Origin of the sequence: Pseudonocardia sp. Ae331_Ps2 (assembly GCF_001932405.1) — a bacterium.
GTDB lineage: Bacteria > Actinomycetota > Actinomycetes > Mycobacteriales > Pseudonocardiaceae > Pseudonocardia.
Genome location: NZ_MCIM01000001.1, coordinates 2,543,339 through 2,560,632 on the forward strand (window position 1 = coordinate 2,543,339; position 17,294 = coordinate 2,560,632).

The 17,294-nt window shown below is 72.7% G+C and carries 17 protein-coding genes and 1 tRNA gene; 3 read left to right on the forward strand and 15 right to left on the reverse strand.

All coding sequences use genetic code 11. The features are described 5' to 3' along the window. Window positions 1–7 precede the first annotated feature (7 nt). From Ae331Ps2_RS12180 to Ae331Ps2_RS12195, 4 genes are all read right to left on the reverse strand, one after another. Complete coding sequence (locus Ae331Ps2_RS12180) at window positions 8–838, reverse strand: phosphotransferase (RefSeq protein ID WP_075308821.1); 831 nt, start codon at window positions 836–838, stop codon at window positions 8–10. A gap of 106 nt (window positions 839–944) precedes the next feature. Next, on the reverse strand, window positions 945–1,148 hold the full coding sequence (locus tag Ae331Ps2_RS12185; protein ID WP_020627798.1) for a cold-shock protein: 204 nt from the start codon (window positions 1,146–1,148) through the stop codon (window positions 945–947). Between the two features lie 340 nt (window positions 1,149–1,488). Continuing rightward, entirely contained in the window at window positions 1,489–1,821 is a 333-nt protein-coding gene (locus Ae331Ps2_RS12190) for a hypothetical protein (RefSeq protein WP_020627797.1), read from the reverse strand. Window positions 1,822–1,930: 109 nt separating this feature from the next. Next, a complete protein-coding gene (locus Ae331Ps2_RS12195) occupies window positions 1,931–2,185 on the reverse strand; it encodes a glyoxalase/bleomycin resistance/extradiol dioxygenase family protein (protein ID WP_083695499.1) in 255 nt (84 codons plus the stop codon). Between Ae331Ps2_RS12195 and Ae331Ps2_RS30420 the strand changes: the two genes are divergently transcribed. After that, window positions 2,184–2,468 carry a TetR/AcrR family transcriptional regulator C-terminal domain-containing protein gene (locus Ae331Ps2_RS30420; RefSeq protein WP_139318853.1) on the forward strand — a complete coding sequence of 95 codons (285 nt, stop codon included), beginning with the start codon at window positions 2,184–2,186 and terminating at the stop codon, window positions 2,466–2,468. The genes Ae331Ps2_RS12195 and Ae331Ps2_RS30420 overlap by 2 nt on opposite strands. A gap of 50 nt (window positions 2,469–2,518) precedes the next feature. Here the strand turns inward: Ae331Ps2_RS30420 and Ae331Ps2_RS12200 are convergent. Both Ae331Ps2_RS12200 and Ae331Ps2_RS12205 read right to left on the reverse strand, forming a co-directional pair. After that, window positions 2,519–2,595: transfer RNA gene (locus tag Ae331Ps2_RS12200), tRNA-Pro, on the reverse strand. Window positions 2,596–2,632: 37 nt separating this feature from the next. Beyond that, on the reverse strand, window positions 2,633–3,583 hold the full coding sequence (locus Ae331Ps2_RS12205; protein WP_020627794.1) for a metallophosphoesterase: 951 nt from the start codon (window positions 3,581–3,583) through the stop codon (window positions 2,633–2,635). A gap of 38 nt (window positions 3,584–3,621) precedes the next feature. Between Ae331Ps2_RS12205 and Ae331Ps2_RS12210 the strand changes: the two genes are divergently transcribed. Then, the gene (locus tag Ae331Ps2_RS12210) at window positions 3,622–4,095 is read left to right on the forward strand and encodes a GatB/YqeY domain-containing protein (protein WP_075308817.1); all 474 of its coding nucleotides are present in this window, start codon (window positions 3,622–3,624) and stop codon (window positions 4,093–4,095) included. A 61-nt stretch (window positions 4,096–4,156) separates the two neighbouring features. Here Ae331Ps2_RS12210 and topA read toward each other — a convergent pair whose 3' ends face one another. From topA to Ae331Ps2_RS12235, 5 genes are all read right to left on the reverse strand, one after another. Continuing rightward, complete coding sequence (topA, locus tag Ae331Ps2_RS12215) at window positions 4,157–6,982, reverse strand: type I DNA topoisomerase (protein WP_170917024.1); 2,826 nt, start codon at window positions 6,980–6,982, stop codon at window positions 4,157–4,159. 339 nt (window positions 6,983–7,321) lie between these two features. Next, window positions 7,322–7,912, reverse strand: coding sequence for a hypothetical protein (locus tag Ae331Ps2_RS12220; protein ID WP_337819625.1), 591 nt, complete (start codon window positions 7,910–7,912; stop codon window positions 7,322–7,324). Between the two features lie 75 nt (window positions 7,913–7,987). After that, entirely contained in the window at window positions 7,988–8,590 is a 603-nt protein-coding gene (locus tag Ae331Ps2_RS12225) for a hypothetical protein (protein ID WP_075308811.1), read from the reverse strand. 74 nt (window positions 8,591–8,664) lie between these two features. After that, a complete protein-coding gene (locus Ae331Ps2_RS12230; protein ID WP_139318852.1) occupies window positions 8,665–9,270 on the reverse strand; it encodes a hypothetical protein in 606 nt (201 codons plus the stop codon). Between the two features lie 120 nt (window positions 9,271–9,390). Then, window positions 9,391–11,694 carry a sodium-translocating pyrophosphatase gene (locus tag Ae331Ps2_RS12235; RefSeq protein WP_060713601.1) on the reverse strand — a complete coding sequence of 768 codons (2,304 nt, stop codon included), beginning with the start codon at window positions 11,692–11,694 and terminating at the stop codon, window positions 9,391–9,393. A 419-nt stretch (window positions 11,695–12,113) separates the two neighbouring features. On the opposite strand from Ae331Ps2_RS12235, the gene Ae331Ps2_RS12240 reads away from it, so the two are divergent. Continuing rightward, complete coding sequence (locus Ae331Ps2_RS12240; RefSeq protein ID WP_075308807.1) at window positions 12,114–14,681, forward strand: DEAD/DEAH box helicase; 2,568 nt, start codon at window positions 12,114–12,116, stop codon at window positions 14,679–14,681. Between the two features lie 191 nt (window positions 14,682–14,872). On the opposite strand, the gene Ae331Ps2_RS12245 is transcribed toward Ae331Ps2_RS12240, so the two are convergent. The 4 genes from Ae331Ps2_RS12245 to Ae331Ps2_RS12260 form a co-directional block, all read right to left on the reverse strand. Beyond that, a complete protein-coding gene (locus tag Ae331Ps2_RS12245; RefSeq protein WP_075308805.1) occupies window positions 14,873–15,844 on the reverse strand; it encodes an IS30 family transposase in 972 nt (323 codons plus the stop codon). A 261-nt stretch (window positions 15,845–16,105) separates the two neighbouring features. Continuing rightward, complete coding sequence (locus tag Ae331Ps2_RS12250; RefSeq protein WP_075308803.1) at window positions 16,106–16,540, reverse strand: Rv3654c family TadE-like protein; 435 nt, start codon at window positions 16,538–16,540, stop codon at window positions 16,106–16,108. Then, entirely contained in the window at window positions 16,537–17,103 is a 567-nt protein-coding gene (locus tag Ae331Ps2_RS12255) for a TadE family type IV pilus minor pilin (protein WP_249265611.1), read from the reverse strand. The genes Ae331Ps2_RS12250 and Ae331Ps2_RS12255 overlap by 4 nt, the downstream gene beginning before the upstream one ends. Next, window positions 17,081–17,281 (reverse strand): DUF4244 domain-containing protein, encoded by a 201-nt coding sequence (locus Ae331Ps2_RS12260; protein WP_075308801.1) that lies wholly within the window; start codon window positions 17,279–17,281, stop codon window positions 17,081–17,083. The genes Ae331Ps2_RS12255 and Ae331Ps2_RS12260 overlap by 23 nt, the downstream gene beginning before the upstream one ends. Between the last annotated feature and the right edge of the window lie 13 nt (window positions 17,282–17,294).

Sequence of the window (17,294 nt, forward strand, 5' to 3'; positions counted from 1 at the left end):
CGCCACGCTAGTCCGGGAACGCCTCGGCGAGCATCCGGTGTCCATGGGCCTCGAACGGCTCGTCGCCGACCTGCAGGGCCCAGGTCGCGGTGCCGACGGCCTCGGCGACCCATTCGCGGCGCCACGGGCCGGGCTCGCGCGGGTCGCCGCCGTAGCCTTCGTGGTGGGCAGCCTCCAGCGCCGGGTCCCACCGGAACTGGCGGGACGCCAGGCGGACGAGGTCGGTGAGCGGTGGGCGCAGTGCCGCCCGGCCCAGGTCGATCATCGAGACCGCCCCGTCGTGCACCAACCAGTTGCGCGGATGCCAGTCACCGTGGGTGGGAACGAGCCGGGCCGCCGGGACCGGCCAGCCGCTCACCTCCGCCCGCAGCCGCGCGAGGATCCCGGGTGCGATGCGGTGCGGACGCCCGAGCCTGGTCAGGACGGTGTCGCGCAACTGGGCGCCGTAGCCGTCGTCGTCGACGGCTACGCGGTCGTGCAGCAGTGCCAGCAGCTCCCCGGCCCCGCGGTAGGTCGACGGCTCGTGCTCGGCGGGTGTGTCCTGCACCAGGGCCCCGGGCAGGTAGCGGGTGACCAGCAGCTTCGCGTCGGCATCGGCCCGGTGGAGCTCCGGCGCACGACCGCGGGCGACGAGCGGGGCCAGCCACTCGCGGTGGGCGCGGATCTCCCGGGCGATGTGGGCGTCGGCGTCGTCGCCGGCCTTCACGACGAGGTCGACGCCGTCGTGGCGAACCCGCAGCACCGTGGTCCCGACCAGGCCCCAGCCGAGGTCGGCCACGACCTCGTGCCCGGGCAGCCAGGATCCGAGCAACGAGGCCTGACGGGCGGACAGCGGCACGGCACGACGCTAGCCGCCCGGAACACGCCGATGGCGGCACCCCCAGTGGGGATGCCGCCATCGGACGGAGGAACTACTGCCCGGCGCTACTGCCGGGCGGGGTGTCTCAGCGAGGGGACACCGAGGAGGCCTGCGGGCCCTTGGCGCCCTGCGTGACCTCGTAGGACACGGCCTGGTTCTCCTGCAGCTCCTTGAAGCCGCTGCCCTCGATCGCCGAGTAGTGGACGAACACGTCAGCGCCGCCGTCCTCGGGAGCGATGAAGCCGAAGCCCTTCTCGGCGTTGAACCACTTCACGGTTCCGTTGGTCATGGTGACTCCTTGTCATGCAGCTTTCGGACGGAACAACCACGTCGTGCGGCTGCCCGGGTCAGAGGAATTCCCAGACGGCAGCCAGCTTCAGCTACACCAAAGACAGCGGATCCGCCCGCATCATCATTCTGCGGACGCCTGCGAAACACGAAACTCAGAACTACGGTGACCGAGAGGAACGCTACTGCAGCACGCCGTGTGGGCCAAACACCCGTTCCTCCCGGCGGGCCCGGAGGCGACGATCCCGGGTCCGTGACCTGCTGATCATGGTGCCGATCGTGACCCTCGTCACTGACGGTCGTCGCCCCGGGGGCCGGGGCGACGACCCGTCGTCGGGGGATCAGGCGTCGGTGGCGGCCCGCTGCCGCACCGCGATGGGTGCGCCGGCGAGGTCCTCCTCGTTGCAGAGCAGCTTGAGCTCGTAGTACGCGGCCTCCGAGGCCTCGTTGTAGTCGAGGTGGATGGCGATCACGTCCACCGGCTCGCCCAGCCAGGTCTGGGTCTCGCGCAGCCACTGCGCGGCACGTTCCAGTGCGGTCGGGAGGTCGTTGTCGCGGAACTGGACCGGGCGGAACGGTACGTCCTGGATCCCGTCGAGCTGGTGTGCCGGGCGGGGGAGGCCACCGGCCAGTCCCGCGTCGTCCAGTTCGAGCGCTACCGGGTTCTCACTCATTCCTCCAGGATCCCGCATCACGCCCTGTCGTCGCACCCCACCACCCCGGCGGGTCGCCCGTGCCCCGGTGGTTCCGACCACGGGCCGTCGAGCAGCCGGTGGCGGTCCGCTACCGGGGAGCGGTCGCCCCGTTCCAGTCGACGAGCTGGACGACGACGCCGTTGGGGTCGCGGACCTGGAAGGCTCGCTCGCCCCACTCCTCGGTGGTCAGCGGCATGGTGATGGCGACCCCCTCCTCGACGAGGCGTGTCAGCTCGCCCTCCAGGTCGTCGACGGTGAACGCGAGGATCTGCCCGGCCGCGTGGAGGCCGCGCTGGTCGTCCGGGAGCGTCTCCAGGCCGCGTCGCAGGAAGATCACGTTCATGCCCACGTCGTCGCGGGTGAGCGAGGCGAACCCGTCCGCCGCCGCTCTCGCCGAGCAGGAGGCCCGCGAGGCGGCCCTGGCATCGTCGCTGACCGACGAGCAGTGGTGGGCGGTCAACGCGCCGCTGCTGGACCGCGTGCTGGACCCGGAGGTCTACCCGCTGGCGGTCCGGGTCGGCAGCGCGGTGGGCGCGGCCCACGGGAGCGCCTGGGATCCGGATCGCGCGTGGGAGTTCGGCCTCGCGCGGACCCTGGACGGGCTCGCGGGGCTCGTCGGGGAGTAGTCCACCGGAACACGACGAAGGCCCAGATCCGCTGGATCTGGGCCTTCATGTGGTCGGGGTGACAGGATTTGAACCTGCGACCTCTTCGTCCCGAACGAAGCGCGCTACCAAGCTGCGCCACACCCCGATGGACACTCGGGTCTCCCCGTGAGCCGTGGAGAACTCTACCCGATGCCCTCCGTGGCCTGCGCGGGGGTTCCCGTCCGCGCATCGGGGCCGGTCGTCCGCGGTACGAGGGTCAGCAGCGAGGCCTCCGGCGGGCACGCGAAGCGCACCGGCGCGTACGGCGAGGTGCCCAGCCCGGCCGACACGTGCAGCCGCATCCGGCTGCCCCAGCGGCTCGCCCCGCGGGCACGGCCCCGGTCGATCCCGCAGTTGGTGACGAGTGCGCCGTAGCCGGGCAGCCGCAGCTGGCCGCCGTGGGTGTGGCCGGCGAGGACGAGGTCGTAGCCGTCGGCGGCGAAGCCGTCGAGCACCCGCGGCTCGGGGGAGTGGGTCAGCCCGATGCGCAGGTCGGCGTCGGCGTCGTGGCCGGCGATGCGCGGGTAGCGGTCCAGGTTCAGGTGCGGGTCGTCGACGCCCGCGATCCGGACCGACCGGCCGTCGACCTCGAGCAGGTGCCGGGCGTGGGTGGCGTCGACCCAGCCGTGCTCGCGGAACGCGGCGCGCAGGTCGGTCCAGGGCAGGTCCGCCCCGTGCACCCGCCTGGTGTCCCCGCGACGCAGGTAGCGGGCCGGGTTCTTCCGGGTGGGGCCGTAGTAGTCGTTGCTGCCGAACACGAACGCGCCCGGCCGCTCCAACAGCCTCCCCAGTGCGGTCAGCACGCCCGGGACGGCGTCGGGGTGCGCCAGGTTGTCCCCGGTGTCGATCACCAGGTGCGGGTCGAGCTCGTCGAGCGCGGCGATCCACCGCATCTTGCTGCGCTGGCCCGGCATGAGGTGGAAGTCCGACAGGTGCAGGATCCGCAGCGGCCGCGCACCCTCGTCGAGGACGGGCAGCTCGACCCGGCGCAGCGTCCAGTGCCGTCGCTCGATCCCCGCCGCGTACCCGATTCCCGAGGCCCCGAGCAGGGCGGCTCCGGCGGCGGTGCGTGCGAGGGTCCCAGCGATACTCACGCGATCCAGCGTACGTCGCGGGACTATCGTGGCGACCCGTGAGCACCCTCAAGGAGCAGCTGCGGGCCGACCTGACCACCGCGATGAAGGCCAGGGACGAGCTGGTCCGGACGACCCTGCGATCCGTCCTGACCTCGATCGGCAACGCCGAGGTGGCCGGTGACACCGCCCGGGAGCTCTCCGACGACGAGGTCCGCGCGGTCATCACCAAGGAGACCAAGCGGCGTGCCGAGTCCGCCCAGGCCTTCGCCGACGGCGGCCGCCCCGAGTCCGCGGACCGTGAGCGCGCCGAGGGCGAGGTCCTCGCCCGGTACCTGCCGACCCACCTCGACGACGACGAGGTGGCCGCCCTGGCGACCGCCGCCGTCGCCGAGGTGGAGGCCGAGACCGGGGAGCGGCCCGGCATGCGGCAGATGGGACAGGTCATGAAGAAGGCGAACGCCGCCGCGGCGGGCCGCGCCGAGGGCGGCCGTGTCGCCGCCGCGGTGAAGAAGGCCCTCGCCGCGGGCTGACCCGCCCCCGTCGACGACGGGCCCCGCACCGGATCGCTCCGGTGCGGGGCCCGTCCTCGACTCAGGTCGTGGGGGTCTTGCGGGTGCGCGTCCCGGTCGACTTCGTCGTGGTGCTCTTCGCCGCCGTGCTGCGCGTCGTGGTCTTCTTCGCCGCGGCCGTGCGGGTGCCGGTCTTTGCCGCAGGGCTCTTGGCCGTGGTGCTCTTCGACGCAGTGCTCTTCGACGCGGCCGGCTTGCGGGTCGTGGTCTTCTTCGCGGGGGCCTTCGCCCGCCGCTCGGCGAGCAGCTCGGACGCCCGCTCGTCGGTGATCTCCTCGACCGAGTCGCCCTTGCGCAGGCTGGCGTTCGTCTCGCCGTCGGTGACGTAGGGGCCGAACCGGCCGTCCTTGATCACCATCTTCTTGCCGGTCGAGGCGTCCTCACCCAGCTCGCGCAGCGGCGGTGCCGCGGCGGCACGGCCCCGCTGCTTGGGCTGGGAGTAGATCCCCAGGGCCTCCTCCAGGGTGACCGTGAAGAGCTGCTCCTCGTTCGACAGCGACCGCGAGTCCGTGCCCTTCTTCAGGTACGGGCCGTAGCGGCCGTTCTGCGCGGTGATCTCGTCACCGGAGTCCGGGTCCGTGCCGACGATCCGGGGCAGCGACAGCAGCCGCAGCGCGTCCTCGAGGGTGACGGTGTCGACCGACATCGACTTGAACAGCGAGCCGGTGCGCGGCTTGGGCTTGGCCGGCTTCTTCTTGGCGCCCTCGGGCACCTCCGGCTCGGGCAGGAGCTCGGTGACGTAGGGGCCGAAGCGGCCCTCCTTCGCCACGATCTCGTGGCCGGTGACCGGGTCGGTGCCCAGCTTGCGGCCCTCCTGCGGCACCGAGAACAGCTTCTCGGCGATCTCCTCGGTCAGCTCGTCGGGGGCCAGGTCGTCGGGCAGGTTGGCCCGCTGGGACTCGCCGTCGACGATCCGCTCCAGGTACGGGCCGTAGCGCCCGACCCGGACGACGACGTCGCGGCCCTCGGCGTCGGTGAACATCGGGATCGAGTTCACCGTGCGGGCGTCGATCTCCTCCAGGTTCGCGCCGACGAGCTTCTTCAGCCCGCCCGCCTTCGCGATCTCCGACCCGGTGTCCGCGCCCTCGTCGCCGAAGTAGAAGCCGGACAGCCAGTGCACGCGGGAGTCGTCCCCGGAGGCGATGGAGTCGAGGTCGTCCTCCATGGCGGCGGTGAAGTCGTAGTCGACGAGCTGGCCGAAGTGCTGCTCCATCAGCCCGACGACGGCGAACGCCACCCACGACGGGACGAGCGCGGAGCCCTTCTTCCAGACGTAGCCGCGGTCGAGGATGGTCTTGATCGTCGACGCGTACGTCGACGGCCGCCCGATCCCCATCTCCTCCATCGCCTTGACCAGCGCGGGCTCGGTGAAGCGCGACGGCGGGCTGGTCGAGTGCCCGTCGGGCACCAGCTCGGTGGCGGTCAGCGCCTGCCCCTCGGTCAGCTCCGGGAGCCGGGACTCGGCGTCGTCGGCCTGGCCGGTGGACTCGTCGTCCATGGTCTCGACGTAGGCCTTGAGGAAGCCGGGGAAGGTGATCGTGCGGCCGGAGGACGCGAACACGACCTTCTCGCCGGTCCCCGCGGTGCCCGCGATCCGGATGCTCACGGTGGTCCCGCGGGCGTCGTTCATCTGCGAGGCGATGGTCCGCTGCCAGATCATCTCGTAGAGACGGAAGTCGTCACCGTCGACCTCGCGGGCGATCGCACCGGGGGTCCGGAAGGTCTCGCCGGCAGGGCGGATGGCCTCGTGGGCCTCCTGGGCGTTCTTCACCTTGCGCGTGTACTGGCGCGGCGAGTCCGCGACGTAGGCGTCGCCGTAGAGCTCACGGGCCTGCGAGCGGGCGGCCTCGATGGCCGTCGCCGACAGCGTCGTCGAGTCCGTACGCATGTAGGTGATGTAGCCGTTCTCGTACAGGCGCTGCGCGCTGCGCATCGTGCGCTCGGAGGAGAACCGCAGCTTGCGGCCCGCCTCCTGCTGCAGCGTCGAGGTCATGAACGGCGGGTACGGCTTGCGCGTGTAGGGCTTGGACTCGACGGAGGCGACCTCCATCGGACGGTCCTGCAACCCGTCGGCGAGGCGGCGTGCCTGCGCCTCGTTCAGGGTGACGACCTCGGCGGAGCCCTTCTTCAGCTGCCCGAGCGAGTCGAAGTCGCGGCCGGTGGCGACGCGCTTGTCGTCGACCTGCACCAGCCGTGCGCCGAACGAGCGCGGGGTGGCCTTCTCCCCGGCGTCGAGGGTCGCGGCGATGTCCCAGTACTCCGCGGAGCGGAACGCGATGCGGTCACGCTCGCGCTGCACGATCAGCCGGGTCGCGACCGACTGGACGCGGCCCGCCGACAGCTTCGGCATGACCTTCTTCCACAGCACGGGGGAGACCTCGTAGCCGTAGAGACGGTCCAGGATGCGGCGGGTCTCCTGCGCGTCGACGAGGTGCTGGTCGAGCTCGCGGGTGTTCTCCGCGGCCGCCCGGATCGCCGACTCGGTGATCTCGTGGAAGACCATCCGCCGGACCGGGACCTTGGGCTGGAGGGTCTCGAGCAGGTGCCAGGCGATGGCCTCGCCCTCGCGGTCGGGGTCCGTCGCGAGCAGGAGCTCGTCGACGGTCTTCAGCGCCTCGCGCAGCTCCGAGACGGTGCTGCGCTTCTCCGGTGTGACGATGTAGAGCGGGCTGAACTGGTTGTCGACGTCGACGCCGAGCCGCGCCCAGGACTCGCCCTTGTACTTGGCGGGCACGTCCGCCGCACCGCGCGGCAGGTCACGGATGTGCCCGACGGAGGACTCGACGATGTAGTCGTTGCCCAGGTAGGGCTGGATCTTCTTCGCCTTGCTGGGGGACTCGACGATCACCAGGCGGCGCGTCGGGCGGCCGGATGCGTTCGCCGTCGAGGTCGGCTTGCGCGTGCTGCCCCCCGACGTGCGTGCCGAACCCGTCGTTCCCGTTGTCGCTGCTGCCACGTGGTCCTACCTCATCTCCTCGGCTGCGTCGCGGTCCCTGCGACGTCGTCGCCGTTATCCGACCCCGTACAGGTGCATCGTGCGGTCCCGGAGCGTGCCGGGACGGTTGCGCTGAGCGTCTTCTTCGGGGTCGACGATCGCACGATCTCACACCGTCGTCGCTCCGTGTCGTGGCTCGTGCCACTGGGAGCGGGCGAGTCGCCAGCGTAGACCCAGCCGTAGTTCGGCAGGTCAGGCGGCCGGTCGGCCGCGGTACCGGGGCCAGTCGGCCGGATTCGTCATCCGCGGCGCGGGGCCGACCAGTTCCACCAGTCGGGCCAGTCGACGCGCTCCGTGCAGGCGTAACGCCGGGCCGGGCGCGCCGTGTTCCCCCGGGGCGAGCCGTGCCGGGGGCAGGCCGGCCCGGGTGGCGGCGGCGATCAGCGGGCCGTGTGTCCACGACGCCTGTGGATCGAGCAGCAGCAGGTACCCGCCCCGCAGGTCGGGGGTGCCCGCGGCGAGCGCCCACAGCCGGAGCGCGGCGCCGTCGAGCTGGAAGTCCGGCGGGATCTGCTTGCGACCCTCCGGCGTGCACCAGGCGCGGGCCAGGGGAACCAGGTCGCGCCGGAACGCGCTGCGCATCCCGGACGCCCCGGGGGCGAGGGTGACGCCGCGGGCCGCCGCCAGCGCGGCCAGCGCGGTCTCGCGCCCCTCGATCGGCAGTGGGACGTCGAACCGGGCCGTGTCCCCGGCGCCGAACCGCTCGATCCGCCCGGGCCCGCAGAGCAGCCCGGCCAGGTCGGTCAGCCCGGCCGGCCGGGCCTCCGCGGAGAACAGCGACATCTGCGGCACCCGCGAAGCATAGAACGCATGTTCGACCTTGCCCAGCGGGGAGCGCCGTACGGGTGACGCAGCGGGTCAGGCGGGGCCGTTGATCTTCTTGAGTGCGACGCACTTCGGTGCGGTCGCGAACGCCTTGTCCAGACGCGGGGTGGGCCCGATCTTGTCCAGCCCCTGGGCGCCGGAGATCGTCCGCAGCTTCTGCTGGGCGCCGTCGAGCTTGCCCTTGAAGCCCTGGACGTCGTTCGGGTCGATCGCGTCGACGTCCTTCTTGGCCTGGGCGATCGTCGTGCCGGACCGGTCGAGCATGTCGCGGACCGCGGCGGCCCACGCGTCGCCGCCGCTCACCGGGGACTGCCCGGCCGCAGCCAGCTGCTTCTTGCCGGTGTCGATGCCGGCCGCCACCTTGCCGAGGTACTCCGACAGGCGCGTCTTGATCCCGGCGAGGTCGGCGCCGTCGTAGTTCGGCGGGGTGTTGAGCGGCTGGTAGTAGGCCAGGGTCGCGCCACAGACCTTGTCGCCCCAGGCGACCGGGTCGGCGCCGACGCCCGCGGTCGGTCGGGGGGCCGGGTCCGCCGCGGGGGTGCCGGCCACGCTCGACGCGCAGCCGCCGGCCAGGAGCGCGGCGAGCAGGGTGGGGAGCAGGACCCGGGCGGTGCGCGCCGGGCGGGGGGTGGCCATCGTCGGGCTCCAGGGTCGGGGCCCGTGGGGGCCCGGGACACGGACAGTGGTCGACGGTAGGACGCCGCCGCGGGTCAGCTGCCTCCGCCCTCCCCGGTTGACCCGTTCGGGGCATCGGCGGGGCCGCCGGGCGGCGGTGTCGGGCGGGCCTGCTCCGCCGTTCGGGTGAGGTCCGTGCAGGCCGTCGAGGCCCGGAACGCCGAGGCGATCGCCGGGTTGCCGGTGACCTCGTCGAGCGGCCCGGTGGTCCCGGCGAGGCGGGCGAGCGGCTCCAGCGCGGCAGGCAGGTCACGCTGCACCGCGGCCGGGTCGGCCGGGTCGATGGCGTCGACCCGCGAGCGCGCCCCGGAGAACGCCGAGCGGATCTCGCCGAGTCCGCCCTGGAGCCGCGCGGCGAGGGCCTCGCCGTCGTCGACGGGGGCCGGGCCGAGCCGGTCCAGGTCGCCCAGCGCGCCGTCGGCGGCCTGGGTGGTGCGGGTCAGGTAGTCCGAGAGGGCCCGCAGCCGCTGCGCCGGATCCGGGGTCTCCGCGGGCGCGTCCACGGCGGTGCGGACGAAGGGCAGCACGGCCGCGCACATCGAGTCGGTCCACTGTTCGACGGTCGGCCCGGAGGGGCCGCAGCCCGCCAGCACGACGGTCGGGGCGACGAGGAGCGCGGCGAGACCTCGCGATGTCCGCATCGCTCCTCCGTCGGGGGTGATCACTGCGGTCCGGCGGAGAGTATCCGAATCGTCCCGAGACGAAAGACGGCCGCCCGTCCCGATGGGACGAGCGGCCGCCGTGGTCCTGCGAGGTGTCGGCTAACCGACCGAGCTCTCGGCCGGGGTGTCGGTGATCGCCGAGGTGCGGCGCTTCGAGACCACCACCGCGGCCGCGATGATCACCACCGCGACGATCGCGATGAGGACGCGGATCACCGGGTTGGCGTCCGGGGTGGACAGCACCACGACCGCGGGGGCGATCAGCACCGAGACCAGGTTCATGACCTTGATCAGCGGGTTGATCGCGGGGCCCGCGGTGTCCTTGAACGGGTCGCCGACGGTGTCGCCGATGATCGTCGCCTCGTGGGCGTCGGAGCCCTTGCCGCCGTGGTTGCCGTCCTCGACGAGCTTCTTGGCGTTGTCCCAGGCGCCGCCCGAGTTGGCCAGGAAGATCGCCATCAGGACGCCGGTCGCGATGGCACCTGCCAGGTAGCCGGCCAGCGGGCCGACGCCGAGACCGAACCCGACCGCGATCGGGGCGAAGATGGCGAGCAGGCCGGGGGTGGCCAGCTCGCGCAGCGAGTCCCGGGTGCAGATGTCGACGACGCGGCCGTACTCCGGGCGCTCGGTGCGGTCCATGATCCCGGGGTGCTCGCGGAACTGGCGGCGCACCTCGTAGACGACGGCGCCCGCGGCGCGGGTCACCGCGTTGACCGCGAGGCCGGAGAACATGAAGACCACCGAGGCGCCGATGATCACGCCGACCAGGGTGTTCGGGCTGAACACCTCGTAGGCGAACGCGGTCCCGGCGTCCTGCGCGGCGATGTTCACCCCGGCCAGGGCCTGGCTGATCGCGTCGCGGTAGGAGCCGAACAGCGCCGTCGCCGCGAGCACTGCGGTGGCGATCGCGATGCCCTTGGTGATCGCCTTGGTGGTGTTCCCGACCGCGTCGAGCTCGGTGAGGATGTCGACGCCGTCGCCCTCGACGTCGCCGGACATCTCCGCGATGCCCTGCGCGTTGTCCGAGACCGGGCCGAAGGTGTCCATCGCGACGATGACGCCGACCGTGGTCAGCAGGCCGGTACCGGCCAGTGCGACCGCGAACAGCGACACGACGATCGAGCCGGACAGCAGGAACGCCCCGTAGACGGCCGCGGAGATGACGAGCGCGGTGTAGACGGCGGACTCGAAGCCGATCGAGATGCCGGACAGGATCACGGTGGCCGCACCGGTCAGCGACGACTCGCCGACGTCCTTGACCGGGCGGTCCTCGGTACCGGTGTAGTAGCCGGTCAGCTTGAGGATGACCGCGGCCAGCACGATCCCGATGACCACGGCGACCGAGGCGATCAGGCGCGGGTCGCCCGCGAGCCCGACGACGCTGGTGTCGGTCGGGTTCAGCAGCTCGCCGAAGGTGCTCGGGAGGTAGACGTAGGCGGCGATGATCGACAGCACGCCGGCGAACAGTGCCGAGAGGTAGAAGCTGCGGTTGATCGCCCGCAGGGTGTTCTCCCCGGCGCGGGCCTTGGTCAGGTAGACGCCCAGGATCGCGGTGATCACGCCGATCGCCGGGACGATCAGCGGGAACAGCAGGCCCTGCAGGCCGAACGCCGCGGTGCCGAGGATCAGTGCGGCGACCAGCGTCACCGCGTAGGACTCGAACAGGTCGGCGGCCATGCCGGCGCAGTCACCGACGTTGTCGCCCACGTTGTCGGCGATGGTGGCCGCGTTGCGGGGGTCGTCCTCGGGGATGCCCTGCTCGACCTTGCCGACCAGGTCGGCGCCGACGTCGGCGGCCTTGGTGAAGATGCCGCCGCCGACCCGCATGAACATCGCGAGCAGTGCCGCGCCGAAGCCGAAGCCCTCCAGGACGCGGGGCGCCTGGCCGGCATAGACGAGCACGACGATCGCGGCCCCGAACAGGCCGAGGCCGACGGTGAACATGCCGACGACGCCGCCGGTGCGGAACGCGATGCGGGTCGCCTTCTCACGGCCGCCCGGCTCGCGGGAGGCCGCGGCGACGCGGATGTTCGCGCGGGTGGCGAGCCACATGCCCAGGTAGCCGATGATCGCGGAGAAGACCGCGCCGACGACGAAGAAGATCGATCGTCCGATGCGTTCACCGAGGTCCTCGGCGGGGAGCGCGAAGAGCAGGACGAACACGATCGCGGCGAAGATCGCGAGCGTGCGGAACTGGCGGTTGAGGTACGCCGTGGCGCCCTCCTGGACCGCGCGGCCGATCTCCTGCATGTTCGGGGTGCCCTCGCCGTAGGAGAGCACCTCCCGCAGCAGTAGACCGCCGACGACCAGGGCGACGAGGGCGACCACCGCGACCACACCGACGATGGTGAGGTCCCCCGCGCCGAGCTCGAGGCCCTGGGCGAGGTAGGTGGGCTGGGACATCCGTGTCCTCCCGGTGGAAAGGATCCGGCCGGCGAGGTCCCCGGCGGCCGGGTCGGGGTCACTGTGGCGCGACCCGGCCGGGCGGCGACGGCCTCGTCGGCGTCGACTGGGCCCGGGCGGCGTCCACCGGTGACCGGGCTGGTGCAGTCTATGAGTGTGGGACATCCCTCAGTGCGATTGGGATCACAAGACGTAACGAACTGGCAAAAGTGATCAATCCCACACGATGTCGCGACGCAATCCGGGAACCTGCAGATCACCTGCGACGCAACCACTTCTGTCGTCCGCCCGTGCCGCGCCCGTCGGCCGGGGGCGGACACCGGGAGCGACCGCTGATCGTTCGAACATCTGTGCCATCGTGGTCGGTCGTGGGAGCGACGGCGGACAGCACGCAGGGCCCGGACGGGTCGCAGCGCGGGATGGAGCTGCTCCGCCGCGTGCTGGCGGGCTCGGGCCTCGACCCGGCCCGTGCCGACGCCACGTGGACGTCCGGCCCGGCGGAGACGGTCCCGCCGAGGCCGGGACCGGGCGCCGGGGCGTTCGCCGCTCAGGACGGGTTCGACGGTCCGGACGGAGCGCGCGGCTCCGGGGGGCCGACCGACCCCGTCGGCTCTGCCGGCTCCCGCGGCCCTGCCGGTCCCAGCCGTCCTCCTGGCCCTGCCGATCCTCCCGGCTTCCATGGTGTCGATGGCGACGATCCGGCCGGCGCCGTCGACGATCCGTTGCGGCACGTCGTGCGGATTCCGGCACGGCCCGGCCGCCAGGTCGACTGGCCGGGCTGGACACCCGAACCGCTGCGCACGGCCTGGGCGGCCCGCGGCGTGACCCGCCCGTGGTCGCACCAGGCACACGGGGCGGAGCTGGTGCACTCCGGCGCCGATGTCGTCGTCGCGACGGGGACGGCGTCGGGGAAGTCGCTGGTCTACCAGCTCCCGGTGCTCGCCGGGCTGGCCGAGGACCCGCGGGCCACGGCGCTGTACCTCGCCCCGACCAAGGCACTCGCAGCCGACCAGCTGCGGTCCCTCGACGGGCTCGCCCCGGACGGTGTCCGGCCCGCCGCCTTCGACGGTGACACCCCCATGGACCAGCGCGACTGGGTCCGCAGGCACTGCCGGTGGGTCTTCTCCAACCCGGACATGCTGCACCGGTCGCTCCTTCCCCGGCACGGACGCTGGACGACCTTCCTCCGCCGGCTGCGCTACGTCGTGGTCGACGAGTGCCACACCTACCGCGGGGTGTTCGGCTCGCACGTGGCACTGCTGCTGCGACGGCTGTTGCGTCTCGCCGCCCGCTACGGCGCACGCCCCACGATCGTGCTCGCCTCGGCGACGGTGGCCCGCCCGGAGGAGTTCGCGTCCCGGCTGACCGGCCGCGACGTCGTCGCCGTCACCGAGGACGGGTCCCCGCATGCCGGTCGCACCGTCGCGTTCTGGGAGCCGCCGCTGCTCGCCGAGATCACCGGGGAGAACGGGGCGCCGGTCCGCCGCTCCGCCGGGGCCGAGGTCTCCCGGATGCTCGCCGACCTCGTCCTGGAGGACGCGCGGACCCTGGCCTTCGTCCGGTCCCGGCGGGCCGCCGAGCTCACCGCGCTCGGTGCGCAGCGCCAGGTCGCCGAGATCGCTCCCGAGCTGGCCGCGCGGGTCGCCGCCTACCGCGGCGGCTACCTGCCGGAGGAGCGCCGCGCGCTGGAGGCCGACCTGATGTCGGGCAGGCTGATCGGGGTCGCGACCACCAACGCCCTCGAGCTCGGCGTCGACATCTCCGGGCTCGACGCGGTGGTGCAGGCCGGCTTCCCCGGAACCCGCGCGTCGTTCTGGCAGCAGGCCGGGCGTGCCGGGCGCGCCGCCGACGAGGCACTCGTCGTGCTCGTCGCCCGCGACGACCCGCTCGACACCTACCTCGTCCACCATCCGAGCTCGCTGGTCGGTGCGCCGGTGGAGAGCTGCGTGCTCAATCCGGTCAACCCGTACGTGCTCGCTCCGCAGCTGGCATGCGCGGCCGCGGAGATGCCGCTGACCACGGTCGACGTCGAGGAGATGTTCGGAGGAGCGCCCGCGGTGGAGGTCCTCGACGCCCTGGTCGAGGAGGGCGTGCTGCGCCGCCGACCGCACGGCTGGTTCTGGCCCGACACCGGCGACGCACCCGCCGCGCACGTCGACATCCGCGGCTCCGGACTCGGACAGGTCGCCGTGGTCGAGGCGGCCACCGGGCGGATGCTCGGCACCGTCGACGGCGGCTCGGCCCCGGGCACGATCCACTCCGGTGCGGTGTACCTGCACCGTGGCGACAGCTTCGTCGTCGACGAGCTGGATCTCGACGACGGCGTCGCGCTCGTCCACGCCGAGGCCCCGGACTGGCGCACCGAGGCCCAGTCGGTCTCCGACGTCGCCGTGCTCGAGGTACTGGAGCACCGCCGGTGCGGGCCGGTGCAGGTCTGCTTCGGCGCGACCACGGTGACCAGCCAGGTCGTCGCGTACCGCCGACGGACCCCGGACGGGACGGTGCTCGACCAGACGCCGCTGGACCTGCCGCCGCAGAGTCTGGACACCCGGTCGGTCTGGTACACGATCGACCCCGACGCGCTCGCCGACGCCGGCATCGACGAGGCCCGTCTCCCCGGTGCCCTGCACGCCGCCGAGCACGCCGCGATCGGACTGCTCCCGCTGTTCGCGATCTGTGACCGCTGGGACATCGGTGGCCTGTCCACCGCGCTGCACCCCGACACCGGGCTCCCGACGGTGTTCGTGCACGACGGGCACCCCGGCGGCGCAGGGCTGGCCGAACGCGGCCACGAGGTGCTGGGGCGATGGCTGGCGGCGACCCGCGCCGCCGTCCGGGACTGCGAGTGCCGCACCGGATGCCCCTCGTGCGTGCAGTCCCCGAAGTGCGGCAACGGGAACAACCCGCTGGACAAGAGCGGGGCGGTGCAGGTGCTGGATCTGGTTCTGGCCGCGCTGGAAGGCGGGACCCCGACCGGCTCGCGGTGACCGCGGGACCGGACGGGGTACCACCGGCCCGCCCGTCGGGGGCGGGGGCGGACCGGTGGCAACCACGTGCGACGACATCGGACGGGGGCGCCAGGGGCGCTCCGACGTCGTCGCTGTCTGGGGAGCGTGGTCTTCGTGGCGGGGGCGGACCGGACCCTGCCCGTCCTCGCGACTCCTAGTAGGCGGCGAATTCAGGCGGTCGAAGCATCTAGCTCAACGAGTTCGGCGAATATCTCGGAGGGCTTCTTCCAGTTGTGGATCTTACGGGGTCGGTCGTTGATATCGCAAGCCACCATCGCCAGATACTTCGGGTCCGAGGTGATTTCCGTGCCTTTCGGGAAGTACTCGCGCACGATGCGGTTGAGGTTCTCGTTGCTGCCGCGTTCCCACGGCGAGTGCGGGTGGGCGAAGTACACCGGCATCGACCCCTTGGTGACGGCGGCGTGGCCGGCCATCTCCGCCCCGCAGTCCCAGGTCAGCGAGGCCCGCATGTGGGCGGGCAGGCCACTGGTGGCGGCGATGACCCCACGGCCGACGGTCAGCGAGTCGCGCCCGTGCAGCGGAACGAGCACGAGGAACCGGGAGGTGCGCTCGACCAGGGTCCCGACGGCGGTCTTGCCGTCCTTGCCGATGATCAGGTCACCCTCCCAGTGCCCGGGCACCACACGCCCCTCGGCGTTGACGGGGCGCTCGTCGATGTAGACGGGGTCCTTGATCCGCGGAGCCGGTGGTGGCTTCCGTCCGCCACGTCGAGTGGTGCGCCCGGAGCGCAGTGCGAGCAGCTCGCGGGCCAGGGTGGACACCGGGGTGGCATAGATCCACTGGTAGATCGCCTCGTGAGACACCCGGCAAGCCTGATCGTCGGGATACTCGGTCGGCAACCGGCCCGCGATCGAGGCCGGTGACCAGCCACGACGCAGCAGAGCGTGCACGATCCCGCGCAACCGCGGATAGCGGTCCACCGCGAGCTGCTTCGGGCGCGCCCGCGCCGCCTGGGCCCGTTCCTGCGCTGCCGCGGCCCGGTACTCGTGGCGTCCGCCGTGGCGACGGACCTCACGAGAGATCACCGACGGATCACGACCCACCACCGAGGCGATCTGCTTGTAGGACAAGCCTTCCGCCAGACCCCTCGAGATCTCCTCCCGATCCGACAACATCAACATTTCACGCACGGAACATCCTGTCCCGCCCAACTCGCCAAGATCAAGTGCTACGACCGGCAGAACTCACCGGCCCGAGTGTCGCGACAGTGACCAGATGTGGGCCGCGCAACGTCGGTGATCGGTCACGCCCCCACGACGAGATGCCGTTGCGTTGGGACGTTCGTCGTAAGCAATCGTGATGACGGCGTGCTCCGGGGTTCGCCGTCCGTTCATCTGGAGGCGCGGACCGCTCACCGAGATCGTGATCACGTCCGGGCGTGTTCACGACGGCTCCACCGCAGGAACCGAACCGTCCACGGGCCCGCTCGCCGGGGGCGTGCCCGCGTCGACGGGAGCCGGACCCGCGCGTGCCCTCGCCCGTGCGGGACCCCGGAGCGGGAGCAGCCCCGACCAGGCGACCTGGGTCTCGACCAGGGCGTCCCAGCCGTCGAGGCGGCAGGTCAGCAGCTCGGCGCCGTTGCGGACGGCGAGGTCGGAGGCACGGGCGCAGGCGGCAGCGGTGCCGTCCACCGACTGTCCCGCGGCCGCGAGCGCGGACAGGTCTGCGGCGGCGGAGGCGACGTGCCGGGCGCGGGCCGCGGCAGCCAGGTCGACACCGACGGTGCCGACCAGGAGCAGCACCGCTGCGGCCGTCGCGGCCCAGACCGAGGCGACGCCCGCGTCGCCTCCGCGACGTACCGGGGCGTGCCTGCTCATGGCGCGCCACCGGGCTGCGCCGGCGCCGACCCGGAACGGACCGCGCCTGCCGTGACGCCGGGTTCGACCGCGGCGGTCGCGGCACCGCTGATCGTGACCGGGAGCAGCCCGACCGGCCGGACCCGCACCGTCACGACGACGAGATCGCCGTCGACGCGGAGCTCGGGCTCGGCCCCGGCCGGTGCGAGCTGCGCGGCCGCGGCCCGACCCCGCTCGGTGTCACCGCGCGCGGCCTGGCGGGCCAGTTCGAGAGCGGCGTCGGTGCAGCGGACCCCGGCCGCCACCGCGGCGACGGCTCCGACCGCCGCCGCGGTGACCGCGACCAGGGTGCCGAGCGCCAGCGCCGCCTCGACGGTGACCGCGCCACGGTCGTCCGCCAGCCAGGACGGCGCGCCGCTAGTGGGGCCGACCGCGGCACCACGACGGGTGGCGCGGCCGCGGACACGGCGGCCACCGTGTCCGCGGTCCGCCCGGTCCGCCCGGTCCGCCCGGTCGGGTCGGTCGGGCCGATCGGGTCGGCTCGGGATGTCGCGGCCGTTGTCAGAGCGTCGTGGACAGTGCACGTTGCACGATCCCGGTGAGGGCGGCGAGGACGTCTCCGCCGCTGACGATCGCGTAGAGGAGCGCGGCGAAGGCCGCGGCGGCGACGGTGCCGACGGCGTACTCGACGGTGGACATGCCGTCGTCGTCCGAGGCGAGTGCGCACAGCCGGCGGTGCAGCAGGGAACGGGTGGGGGTCATCGGTGTCTCCTTC